This is a genomic window from Klebsiella quasivariicola (assembly GCF_002269255.1).
Taxonomy (GTDB): domain Bacteria; phylum Pseudomonadota; class Gammaproteobacteria; order Enterobacterales; family Enterobacteriaceae; genus Klebsiella; species Klebsiella quasivariicola.
Window position 1 is genome coordinate 3167437 of record NZ_CP022823.1, and the last position, 11985, is coordinate 3179421.

The 11985-nt window shown below is 60.7% G+C and carries 12 protein-coding genes; 2 read left to right on the forward strand and 10 right to left on the reverse strand.

Annotation, left to right across the window (positions count from 1 at the left end; genetic code table 11):
* Positions 1-51: 51 nt before the first annotated feature.
* From B8P98_RS15795 to B8P98_RS15805, 3 genes are all read right to left on the reverse strand, one after another.
* Positions 52-1104 (reverse strand): AbrB family transcriptional regulator, encoded by a 1053-nt coding sequence (locus tag B8P98_RS15795; RefSeq protein ID WP_025714175.1) that lies wholly within the window; start codon positions 1102-1104, stop codon positions 52-54.
* Between the two features lie 101 nt (positions 1105-1205).
* A complete protein-coding gene (tyrR, locus tag B8P98_RS15800) occupies positions 1206-2747 on the reverse strand; it encodes a transcriptional regulator TyrR (RefSeq protein WP_025714174.1) in 1542 nt (513 codons plus the stop codon).
* Positions 2748-2919: 172 nt separating this feature from the next.
* The gene (locus B8P98_RS15805) at positions 2920-4233 is read right to left on the reverse strand and encodes a 6-phospho-beta-glucosidase (RefSeq protein ID WP_025714173.1); all 1314 of its coding nucleotides are present in this window, start codon (positions 4231-4233) and stop codon (positions 2920-2922) included.
* A 158-nt stretch (positions 4234-4391) separates the two neighbouring features.
* On the opposite strand from B8P98_RS15805, the gene B8P98_RS15810 reads away from it, so the two are divergent.
* Positions 4392-5246, forward strand: a complete 855-nt coding sequence (locus B8P98_RS15810) for a LysR substrate-binding domain-containing protein (protein WP_025714172.1) — start codon at positions 4392-4394, stop codon at positions 5244-5246.
* Positions 5247-5335: 89 nt separating this feature from the next.
* Here B8P98_RS15810 and B8P98_RS15815 read toward each other — a convergent pair whose 3' ends face one another.
* The 6 genes from B8P98_RS15815 to pspA form a co-directional block, all read right to left on the reverse strand.
* Entirely contained in the window at positions 5336-6397 is a 1062-nt protein-coding gene (locus B8P98_RS15815) for a TIGR01620 family protein (RefSeq protein ID WP_095033212.1), read from the reverse strand.
* Positions 6394-7791: a YcjX family GTP-binding protein gene (locus B8P98_RS15820; protein ID WP_025714170.1), complete on the reverse strand. Its 1398-nt coding sequence runs from the start codon at positions 7789-7791 to the stop codon at positions 6394-6396. The genes B8P98_RS15815 and B8P98_RS15820 overlap by 4 nt, the downstream gene beginning before the upstream one ends.
* 102 nt (positions 7792-7893) lie before the next feature.
* Positions 7894-8112, reverse strand: a complete 219-nt coding sequence (gene pspD, locus B8P98_RS15825) for a phage shock protein PspD (protein ID WP_002901915.1) — start codon at positions 8110-8112, stop codon at positions 7894-7896.
* Between the two features lie 27 nt (positions 8113-8139).
* Positions 8140-8499: an envelope stress response membrane protein PspC gene (pspC, locus tag B8P98_RS15830; RefSeq protein WP_025714169.1), complete on the reverse strand. Its 360-nt coding sequence runs from the start codon at positions 8497-8499 to the stop codon at positions 8140-8142.
* Positions 8499-8723, reverse strand: coding sequence for an envelope stress response membrane protein PspB (pspB, locus tag B8P98_RS15835; RefSeq protein WP_002901911.1), 225 nt, complete (start codon positions 8721-8723; stop codon positions 8499-8501). The genes pspC and pspB overlap by 1 nt, the downstream gene beginning before the upstream one ends.
* Before the next feature lie 55 nt (positions 8724-8778).
* Entirely contained in the window at positions 8779-9447 is a 669-nt protein-coding gene (pspA, locus tag B8P98_RS15840; RefSeq protein WP_025714168.1) for a phage shock protein PspA, read from the reverse strand.
* Positions 9448-9599: 152 nt separating this feature from the next.
* Between pspA and pspF the strand changes: the two genes are divergently transcribed.
* Positions 9600-10589: a phage shock protein operon transcriptional activator gene (gene pspF / locus B8P98_RS15845; RefSeq protein WP_025714167.1), complete on the forward strand. Its 990-nt coding sequence runs from the start codon at positions 9600-9602 to the stop codon at positions 10587-10589.
* Here pspF and B8P98_RS15850 read toward each other — a convergent pair.
* Positions 10580-11971: an MFS transporter gene (locus B8P98_RS15850; RefSeq protein ID WP_095033213.1), complete on the reverse strand. Its 1392-nt coding sequence runs from the start codon at positions 11969-11971 to the stop codon at positions 10580-10582. The genes pspF and B8P98_RS15850 overlap by 10 nt on opposite strands.
* Positions 11972-11985: the final 14 nt, after the last annotated feature.

The following is an 11985-nucleotide window of genomic DNA, read 5'->3' on the forward strand; positions in this document are numbered from 1 at the left end:
ATCGCGCCTGCGGACATCCGCTCTGCCCGGCCCTCGCTCTGCGAGGGCTTTTTATTGCCGCGGCGCATAGCGGGAGATGGCCCGCGCCATCGCCGGGCCGGTCAGCAAAATGGTAAACAGCCGCAGCGTCTGGAGCGCCATAATAAACGACATATCCGCCCGGGTACCGGCGGCGATAATCGCCACCGTGTCCAGCCCGCCAGGGCTGGTCGCCAGATAGGCGGTCATAAAGTCCATCTGCAGAATGTGGGTCAGGCCGAGGGCCATCAGGGCACACATCAGGATCAGCCCAAGGATGGAGGCGATAATCTGCGGTAGCGTCTTCAGCGCCAGCAGAAAAATAGCTTTGTTAAACTGAAGACCGACCGTCCAGCCGAGCACCGCATAGGCCATCGCCAGCAGCCACTCCGGCAGCTCCAGCATCACCCAGCCGTTCCCCTGCGCCAGCGCGCCAAGCAGCATCGGCAACAGCATGGCCCCGGAGGGGATGCGCAGCCGCATGCCCAACCAACAGGCTAGCGCCGTCAGCAGCAACGTGAAAGGGAAATTCAGGGTCAACGATGGAAACCAGACAATATCCTGAGCCATTGCCTGCGCTTCATTGCCCAACGCATAACGCACCACCAGCGCCGCCGCGCCGACGACAAACAGCACCCGCAGATACTGCATCAGCGCCACCAGCCGCACATCGGCCCCGTACTCCTGGGCCATCACCACCATTGCCGACGCGCCGCCGGGAGAACTTCCCCAGGCGCCGGTGGCGCCGGGCAGCGCGCTGTAGCGGACCAGCAGCCAGCCGGTAAGGCCGCTGATCGCCAGGGTGGTCAACAGGATCGCCAGCACCAGCGCCCAGTTGCTGAACAGCACGCTAAAAACTGAGGGGTTGATCGCCCGGGCGATCATGCAGCCGACAATAGCCTGCGCCGCCAGGTAACAAGCGCGGGGGATCTGCAGCTTCACCCCGCGCAGGCTCAATATAATGCCGGCGATGAGCGGCCCCAGCAGCAGCGCCGCCGGCAGATGAAGTCGTAACAGCAGCGCGGAGAAGAGAACAGAGAGCAGCAGCAATGTTAGCCATTGCCCAATCGCGAGACGCGACGCCAAGATGCACCACCCCGGAAAAAGAATTAAAAAACCAGTATATACAGGTTTTGCCCGCTTTGCAGGCCGGGATGCCGGCGACGAGGGTCGCCGGCCGGGCGGGATTATTCGTCGCCCTTTTTCTGGCTCAGACCATATTCGCGCAATTTGTTAGCGATGGCGGTATGCGACACCCCCAGACGTTTCGCCAGCTTACGGGTGCTGGGGTAGCTGCGATACAGTTGGGTCAGCACCGAACGCTCAAAGCGGCGGGTGATGTCGTCCAGCGACCCTTCCATCGCCTCCTCACCCACTGGCAGCGACGCGACGTCATGGTCCGGCAGCAGAATGTCCTGCGGACGCAGCTCGAATCCTTCCAGCTGAGTCAGCGCGCGATAGACGGCATTCTTCAACTGGCGAACGTTGCCGGGCCAGCTGTAGCGGGTGAGCACCGTACTGAGATCGGCGGAGAGCTTCGGCCGCGGGACCCCCTGCTCATCAGCAAAGCGGGCCACGAACAGCTCCGTCAGCGGCATAATGTCCTGCGGGCAGTCGCGCAGCGGCGGCAGATACAGCGTCAGGACGTTGAGGCGATAGTAGAGATCTTCACGGAACAGCCCTTTCTGCACCAGCTCGACCAGGTTTTTCTGCGTCGCGCAGATCACCCGCACATCGACGTGCACTTCATGATCCTCGCCAACGCGGCGGAAGGTGCCGTCGTTGAGGAAGCGCAGCAGCTTAGTCTGCATTCGCGGCGACATCTCGCCAATTTCATCCAGCAGCACCGAGCCGCCGTTGGCCTGCTCGAAGAAGCCTTTTTTACCCTGCAGGGCGTCGCCAAACAGCTCACTCTCGACGGCATCTTCAGGAATAGAGCCGCAGTTGAGCGCCAGATAGGGTTTGCCCGCCCGCGGGCTGGCCAGATGACAGGCATGCGCCAGCAGATCTTTACCGGTACCGGTGTCGCCGACAATCAGCAGCGGCGCGCTGAGCATCGCCAGCTTGCGCGCCTGCTCCACCACGTGGCGCATTTTCGGTCCCACCGCAAGGATCTGGCTGAAGGCGCTGGTGTCCTGGCTGGTCATGGTCTGCAGCTGGCGTCCCATGCGTACGGTTGAGCGCAGCATCGCCACGGCGCCAGTGAGCACCCGTTCGTTATGTTCCCCTTCCAGATAGACCGGGGTCACTTCCAGCAGGAAATTCTGACCATTCACCACCACATGCTCCGCCAGCGTCTCCTGCGGGCTGCTCTCCAGCCAGCGCTGGGCGTTAAAATCGGCGATCAACTGCGCCACCGGGTGGTTACGCAGCTTCGCCTGGCTTTGACCAAACAGCAAACAGCTGGCGGGGTTGGCCAGTTCCACCCTGCCTTTGGTATCCAGCGACAGCACCGGCTCCGGCATCGCCACCAGCAGGGCGCTGAGCGCCAGGTGTTCGCGTTCAGACGGCATCCACGGCACAGTGCGCACGTCGGTTACGCCAGCGATTCGGCGGATCTCCGCCATCAGGCTGCTGAAAGTGGCGAACTCCAGTTCGGCGAAATTGAGGTAAATTCGGCCAATAGGGTCAATATCGATACCGCGCAGGTCAATGCCGCGCAGCACCAGCAAATCGAGCAATTCACGAGTCAGACCGAGACGGTCTTCACAAAAGACTTCAAGACGCATGGGAGTGTTCACCCTAAAAGTGCCAATGACGGGAGAATAATAGGCCAGGAATGGGTTTTCGGGAAGCTAACTGTCAACAATTATTGACAGTATGGCGGAAAAATGGGCGTTGCGCCGTAAAGTCAGGCGGTCAGGGGTTAAATCACCGGCCAGGGGGCCGGTGAGTCTCGGGTCAGGCGTGAAAAGCAGGCAGCCACTGACGGTTCTCGGCGATCACCTCATCCAATGCCAGTTCGAGCTTCTCGCCGCTGACGATCAGTGGATTCAGCATCAGAGCACGCCATGCCGTATGGCGGTTGCCAGTGAGCGCGGCCTCGATAGTCAGCCGTTCAAATGATTTCATCAGCTGCAGCAAACGCAGGGTATCTTCCGGGAACGGCGCCACATTGAGAGGCAGCGGACCAGAAGCGGTAATCAGCGAGCTGACCTCTACCGCGCAGTCATCCGGCAGGCCATTGATAGCGCCGTTATTACGCGTGTTGACGTGCATGATAATCCGCTTGTCGTTGTAGATGGCATTCATCAGCTCGCAAGCCGCCTCGGAATAGTACTGGCCGCCGCGGCCTTCCAGCGCCTTGGGCTTAACCGCCAGGTGCGGGTCGCGGTACTGGTCAAACAAGGTTTTTTCCAGCTGTTTAACCACTTCGCCACGAGTCCCTTCGCCGCCCGCCTCCGCCAGCTCCTGGCGCAGCAGATCGTCTTTCATGTAGTAATAACGCAGATAGGCGCAGGGGATCATGCCTAAGCCTTGCAGCAGATGCGATGGCCAACGGAACGGCGGAATATTGCGTGGCACCAGCGGATCCCGTCCGGCGTTGATCTCAGCTATCACCTCCGGCAGCCATTCTTTACCTTTGTGCAGGATCTGGCGCACAAAGATAAAGTGGTTCAGGCCGGCGACCTGCATCACCACCTCTTTTTCGTCGGCGCATTGCAGCAGAGTGGTTACCCCTTTTTGCATAATCACCGGCACATTACACAGGCCGACGGCTTTGATGCGGCTGTGGCGCAGGATCGCTTCGGTCACCATCCCCGACGGGTTGGTAAAGTTCAGCAGCCAGGCGTCGGGACACAGTCGCTCCATATCGGCAGCGATCTCCAGGGCGATGGGTATGGTGCGACAGGCGTTGGCGAAGCCCCCAAGTCCGTTGGTCTCCTGGCCGATCAGGCCATACTTGAGGGAGATACGTTCATCGCTGATGCGGGCGTCAAGGCAGCCAGCGCGAAACTGCGAGCAGACGAAATCGGCATCGCGCAGCGCGCTTTCCCGGTCAAGGGTGGCCACCACCTCGATGGTCAGCCCGGCTTTGGCGATCATTCGCCGCGCCAGTCCGGCGATAATCTCGACTTTCTCTTTGCCCTCTTCAATGTCCACCAGCCATAGCGAAGCGACCGGCATCTCGTGATAGCGGTTAAGCAACCCCTCAATCAGTTCCGGGGTGTAGCTGGAACCACCGCCAATCACCACAATTTTGCGTCCTGACATGGTATACCTCGGTTTAGTTACGATATAACTATTTAAAACCGGCCAAACTGGCGTAACAAACGAATTAAATCCGCCTATGCATGAACCCAGTTAATGCATAAGGGAGACAACTTGTGCTTGAACAACAAAGCATCCTTGCACTGCTGCAGACCTTTGAGGTGACCGCCCGCCATCTGAGCTTTACTCTCGCCGCGCATGAAATGAACCTGACTCAAGGGGCCGTCAGCCACCGGATCCGCAGGCTGGAGATGCATATCGGGTTTCGCCTGTTTATTCGGCTGACGCGTAAACTGGCGCTGACGGAAGAAGGCAAGCGGCTGCTGGCGACGCTAAGCCATTCGCTGCGAGCGATTAACGATGAAATTGAGGATATTCGCGATCAGGATCTGCGCGGCACACTGCATATTGGTATTGCGCCGACGCTGGCCCATCTGTGGCTAATGCCGCGCCTGCCGCGCTTTCAGGCGCAATGGCCGGGACTGAATCTGCAGTTTCGCGTGCGCGCCGGGGTGATGGATTTTAACGAGGAACGGGTGGATCTGGCAATTTACTACGGCGCTACGCGCTATCCCGATCTTTATCAACAGCGGCTGATGGCGGAAAGTTTGCTCCCGGTCTGCTCCCCGCGTTATCGCCAGCAGTATCGTCCGCTGAGCGACGGCGACCCGGCGGCGATCGTCTGGATCCATGCGTGCGAATCCACCGACGTACAGGATCAGTTTGCGGAATGGCGCCTGTGGTGCCAGCACAGCGGACAAGCGTTACCTTTTGACGGCCGGTATTACGCGGTGAATAACCACTCGCTGGCCATCGAGATGGCGCTCAATGGACTCGGCGTGGTGATGGGGCGCAAAACGCTGATCCAGCCGCTGCTCGACGCCGGCAGGCTGGTGGCCTTGTCTGAAAATGAAGCGCCCTCGCCCTTTGGCTATGACCTGATTTGTCCCCAGGAGAACCGCTCACGCCCGCGCTTTCGCGCCTTCAGCGAGTGGCTGGCGGCGGAATGCGCCTAATCGAATATTGCCAGGATGCGCGAGCCATGGCTCGACGTCGTAGGCCGGGCAAAGCGAAGCCGCCGCCCGGCAATGTCTCTGAGCGGAAGTTACTTCTCCGGACGGGTTTTGCTTTTCTGCAGGGTCTCTTTCAACTGCCCAATCAGCTCGCGACGAAAATCGCCCAACCGCGGTTTATCATCGGCGATCCACGGCAGCGGGCGGCACAGCTCCATCGCCTTGATCCCCAGACGGGCGGTCAGCAGACCGGCGCCAATGCCCTGCGCGGCGCGCGCCGACAGCCGGGCCGCCAGATCCTGCGACATCCAGTCCATTCCCACCTCACGCACCAGTTCGCTGGCGCCGGCGAAAGCGATATTGAGCAACACCAGGCGAAACAGTCGCAGACGGCTGTAATACCCGAGCTCAATGCCGTACAGCGTGGCAATCCGGTTGATCAGCCGCAGATTACGCCAGGCGATAAACGCCATATCCACCAGCGCCAGCGGACTGACGGCAATCATCAGCGTCGACTCCGCCGCCGAACGGCTGATTTCCCGCCGCGCCTGGGCATCGAGCACCGGTTGCACCAGCTGGGCATAAAGACTCACCACTTCGCGATCGCTTTGTGTTTCGTGGATCGCGGCATACCAGCGCTGCAGCGCCGGATGTGACTGATCCAGACCTGCCTGCTGCGCCAGCTTCTCACAAAAGGCTTTGGCTTTACCGACCGCGTGGCTGTGCAGCATATCGCGCGCTTCATCGCGTTCGTGATCGCGCTGGCGCAGGCGCCACAGGCGGCGCCACTCGGTGGCCACTGAGCCGACGCCGGCCCCGACGATCAGCGCCCCGGCCGCACAGCCGCCCAGCGCAATCCAGTCCTGGGTCTGCCAGGCGTTGGCCGTCCACTGCACCCCTTGCGCCACGACGCTGACGCCGAAGATCGCCAGTCCGGCGCTGACCATCCGCCGCCACAGGCTGCGTTTGGGTCGCAGGACCGACTCCACCACCGCTTCCGCCGCCCCCTCTTCCTCTTCTCCTGCCACCAGACGGGCCGGCGCGAAGTTGTCCGCCTCAAGAGTGTCAAAGGCGCGGGCGCTTTTCAGCGGCGGAATTTTTTCCGCTTGCAGCGGGCCATCAAAATCAATCCGCGGTTTTAACGGTTCGCTCATCGCAGTTTATCTCCAATCAAAAATTCCAGCGCCGCGTCGAGGCGAATGTGCGGCAAAGGCCGATCGACATCCATGACCTGCGGACGAAAGTTTTCAAACTGAAATCCCTGCTGCTGCCAGAAGGCCTGGCCCGGCAGGCGCGCTGGCACCTCGCCAGGATAGATGGTCAACGGCTGGCCATCACTCAGGCGATTGCCGCGCAGGGCGGGGATTTTCTCACCGTTCACCTCAATAAGCCCGCTCTGGGTCGCCTGAATGGACGCCAGCCCCAGGCAATCCATACTGATCCCCTCGAAAGCGGCGTTTTGCCACGCGTCCTGAATCAGCTGTTGCAGAAGCGACACCATATTGCTGTGCTGATCCACCGTGACGTGGTCGGCTTTGGTGGCGGCAAACAACAGCTTGTCGATGACCGGCGAAAACAACCGGCGGAACAGAGTGCGCTGTCCGTAATGGAAACTTTGCATTAGCTGGGTCAGCGCCAGGCGCATATCGTTAAACGCCTGCGGCCCGCTGTTGAGCGGCTGCAGGCAATCCACCAGCACGATTTGCCGGTCGAAGCGCAGGAAGTGCTCTTTGTAGAACCCCTTCACCACCCTATCGCAGTAGTACTTATAGCGTTCGCGCAGCATACCGGCATTGCTGTGTTTATCGGCCTGGGCCAGCCTGGCTTCGCCGACGGCGTCGACGTCAGGCCATGGGAAAAACTGCAGCGCCGGCGCACCCGCCATTTCTCCGGGCAGGACAAAGCGCCCGGGCTGAATAAAGTGCAGTCCTTCGCGCTTACAGGCGTGCAGATAGTCCGTCCAGGCGGCAGCGATATCTGCCAGCCGGGCCTCGTCGGCGGGCGCCAGCGGATCCAGCCCCGCACACAGCTGCCGCCAGCGGGCCGACCACTCCGCGCGCTGTCCCTGCAGGAGACCGGTCATCTGTCGCGACCAGCTCAGATAGTCCTGCGCCAGCATCGGCAGATCGAGCAGCCACTCGCCCGGATAGTCGACGATCTCCAGATACAGCGTGGAGGTATCTTTAAAATGGCGCAGCAGGGAGTCATTGGAACGGTAGCGCAGCGCGAGACGGATCTCGCTCACCCCGCGCGTTGGGGTCGGCCAGGTCGGCGGCTGGCCGTACAACTGGGCCAGCCCTTCATCGTAAGTGAATCGTGGGATACCGAAATCACGCTGCGGCACGCGCTTGACGCCGAGCAGCCGCTCTTCGCGCGCGGCGCTCAGCAGCGGCAGGCGGGCGCCGGTATGGATATTCAACAGTTGATTGACCAGCGCGGTGATAAACGCCGTTTTACCGCTGCGGCTCAGGCCGGTCACCGCCAGACGTAAATGCCGGTCAACCCCGCGGTTAACCAGCGCATTCAATTCAGTTTTCAGTCGCTTCATCGCCAGTCCATTATGCCCTGAAGGTGGTTCTCGTTATCATAAGCTATCTGCCGGGGATAAGCAGGGCTACGTTCATCCCTGGGGGATGTCCCCACGACGGCATTATTTCATCCCGCGCGTGACCCGGTTGGCCAGCCGGCTGAGCAGCGGCTCCAGCGCCACCGCCAGCAGCATTTTCAGCGGCCGCCGCGCGACCGATTTGACCGCCCAGCCGGCAACGCCCGCCGGGCCATAACGCAGCGCGGTCAGCAGCGCCAGCTTACCGACGATTTTCAGACCGGGTTTCACCTGCTGCCCGGCGCGTTGCCATTTGCTATTCATGGGTTGCCTCACTCGTTAAAACAGGATTTACAGCTGGCGAAAGCGGCTGCGCAGCGTAAAGGTGTCGGAGGTCACATACCGCTCCATTTCACGCAGACGCTGTTCGCCGGAGGCCAGTTCGGCATCCACGGCGGCCAGCAGGTCGCCATTACTCGGCGCTTTGTGGCCGTACAGCTCGCTGTCCGGTATCGGGTCCAGGGCAAAGGTCAAAATGACGTAGGCCACGAGGACAAAGAAAAACAGGCCAAAAACCATCGCCAGCACGGTAATCAGGCGCACCAGCTTCACCGGGACATCAAGATGCTGAGCAATGCCCGCGCAGACGCCCTTCACCATCCCGCGCTGCGGGATACGCCACAGTTTTTTATTCAGATCCAGTCCAGCCATTATTTGTCTCTCCAGTTCGGATGTTCGGCATCCAGGATCGCTTCCAGCGCCTGAATGCGCTCGCGCATCCGCTTCGCATCATCAGTCAGCTGCAGCAGCCGCTGCTGCTCATTTTGCGTCAGGCTGCCGTTGGCGCCGCGATTGTTGTAGTGCAGCCACAGCCAGACCGGCAGAACAAACAGCACAAACAGCGTCAGCGGAATGGCGAGAAAAAGCATGCTCATGTGTACTCCTTACAGGGGGTGAGCCGCGGCGCAACGCCGCGCCGCGCAATCGTACTTACTGGTTGGACTGATTCATTTTGGCTTTCAACGCCGCCAGCTGCTCGCTGATTTCGTCGTCTGCTTTCAGTTCGGCAAACTGCTGATCCAGCGTCTGCTGCTTGCCAAAGCGGTGGCTCTCCGCTTCCGCTTCCATCTGATCGATGCGACGCTCAAAGGATTCAAAGCGAGCCATCGCCTCATCCAGTTTACCGCTGTCCAGCTGGCGACGCACATCGCGGGACGAGCTCGCCGCCTGATGGCGCAGCGCCAGCGCCTGCTGACGGGCGCGGGTTTCGCTGAGTTTGTTCTCCAGCTCGCCAATCTCTTTTTTCATGCGCGCCAGCGTTTCATCCACCAGCTGCACTTCGTGGTCCAGCTGAGCGATCAGGTCGGTCAGTTTCTGTTTTTCGATCAGCGCCGCCCGGGCCAGATCCTCTTTCTCTTTACGCAGCGCCAGCTCGGCTTTTTCCTGCCATTCCGCCTGCTGGGCAATTGCCTGCTCAATACGACGGGACAGCTGTTTCTTTTCCGCCAGCGCGCGGGCCGACGTCGAACGCACCTCCACCAGCGTGTCTTCCATCTCCTGGATCATCAGACGCACCAGCTTTTGCGGGTCCTCGGCTTTCTCCAGCAGGGAGTTGATGTTGGCGTTCACGATGTCGGCAAAACGAGAAAAAATACCCATAATTTCAATCCTCATAGTTCTGGTTTCAGGTATTCACCTGTGGCTTAGCTAATACAAATGGCGTGCCAACTTTTTATCTTATTGATTTTAAACAACGTGGTTGCGAACTGCGCAGCGCATTGCTACAGTCACCTGGTTAATCACACTACTTAATGGCGAAATTCATCATGGCGCAGTACAAGGATAATCTGCTGGGCGAGGCCAATAGCTTTCTCGAGGTGCTGGAACAGGTTTCCCGGCTGGCCCCGCTGGATAAACCGGTGCTGGTCATCGGCGAGCGCGGTACCGGGAAAGAGCTTATCGCTAACCGTCTGCACTACCTCTCCAGCCGCTGGCAGGGGCCGTTTATCTCGCTGAACTGCGCGGCGCTGAACGACAATTTGCTCGATTCGGAGCTGTTCGGCCACGAAGCCGGGGCCTTCACCGGGGCCAGCAAGCGCCATCCCGGGCGCTTCGAGCGCGCCGACGGCGGGACGCTGTTTCTTGATGAGCTGGCGACGGCGCCGATGCTGGTACAGGAGAAGCTGTTAAGAGTGATTGAATATGGTGAGCTGGAGCGTGTAGGCGGTAGCCAGCCGCTGCAGGTCAACGTCCGGCTAGTGTGCGCCACCAACGCTGACCTGCCGCGGATGGTGGAGGAAGGCCATTTTCGCGCCGACCTGCTCGATCGCCTCGCCTTCGACGTGGTGCAGCTCCCCCCGCTGCGCGAACGGCAGAGCGACATCATGCTGCTCGCCAACCAGTTCGCCATTCAGATGTGCCGCGAACTTGGTCTGCCGCTGTTTCCCGGCTTCAGCGAACGGGCGACCGCAACGCTGCTTGGCTACCGCTGGCCGGGGAATATTCGCGAACTGAAGAACGTCGTTGAACGCTCAGTGTATCGCCACGGCGACAGCGAGCATGAGCTGGACGCCATTATTATTAACCCTTTTCGCCAGACCACCGTCTCCCCGCCGGAAGCCGCGTCCGGCGATGAGCTGCCCGCCCTGCCGCTGGATCTGCGTGATTTTCAGCTCCAGCAGGAAAAACGCCTGCTCCAGCGGAGTCTGGAGCAGGCGAAGTATCATCAGAAGCAGGCGGCGACGCTGCTGGGGTTAACCTATCACCAGCTCCGCGCCCTGCTGAAAAAGCATCAGCTGTGAGAGGCGCGCGGCAGCAGCAGCGCGCTCACCGCCATCGCCCCCAGACATAAGGCGGCGTTAAACCACAGGGCATACTGGGCGGCATGGGCCATGCCCAGTGGTAAAAACAGCGCAAAAAGTGACGCCGTCACGGCGATACCCATCGCCCCGCCCAGCGAGCTGCCCATCTTGTAGATCCCTGAAGCGACGCCGATTTTGTTCTCCGGCGCGTTGGCTACCACCGTATCCGTTGACGGCGTGGCGTAGCAGCCCAGCCCGAGGCCAAACAGCACATTGCTGCCGAACACCACCCCGATATACAGCGCCTTATCAAGAAAAGTACAGGATATCAGCGCGATGGCGATGGCGGTCAGCACCGGCCCGGCCATCATCGGCAGCCTGGCGCCATAGCGCTGCAGCAGCTTCTCGCCGACCCGGATCATCGCCAGGACGGTCACCAGATAGCCGAGGGTCATCATCCCGCTCTCCAGCGGCGTCAGGTGGTGCCCCTGCTGCAGCCAGATGCTGGCGATCATCATCGTGCCAATCGCCCCGTTGAGCAGAAAGTTCGACAGCACTGCCGCGCCGTAGGCCCGGTTACGAAACAGCGCAAAATCAATCAGCGCCGCCTCGCCTTTGCGCAAACCGCTACGGATAAATACCGCACCGGCCGCCAGCGCCCCGACCAGCATGGTCAACGACAGCGGGCTGCTCCAGCCCCAACCGTGGCCCTTGCTGATAAACAAATTCACCAGCACCAGGGCGGCAATCAGGCTCAACAGACCGCCAACGTCCAGCTTATGCTGACTGGCGCTGGCGCTACGGCTCTCCGGCGTACCGCGCAGCAAAAACAGCGCCAGCAGGGCAACGGCGATGGAGAAGACGAAGATCCAGCGCCAGCCGAGCCCGGTGGCGATGGCCCCGCCAACGAAGGAACAGAGACCGCTGCCGCCCCACGAGCCGATGACCCAGAAGCTGACCGCCCGCTGCCGCGCACGCCCTTCGTACCAGGTCTTAATCAGCGCCAGCGTCGCTGGCATAATGCAGGCCGCCGACAGCCCCTGCAGCACCCGGCCGGCCAGAAACAGCCCCGGCCCCTGGGCCAGTACCAGCATGGCGCTGCCGACAATACTCAGCCCCAGCCCGAGGGTGGTCATCCGCATGCGGCCAAATTTGTCCGCCAGGCCGCCGCTGGCAACCACGAAACAGCCGCTGAACAGCGCGCTGAGGCTGACGGCCAGGGTTAAGGTTTCAAGGGAAATATCAAGACTGCTTTTCATCGCCGGCACCACGTTAATCACCGACTGGGCAAACAGCCAGAAGGTTAAAACGCTTAACACAATCCCCACCAGCAGGCGATCGTTGCCGACAAACGGGGTGTCGCTTATTGTGACAGTGCTCATCGCATGGCCCTCCC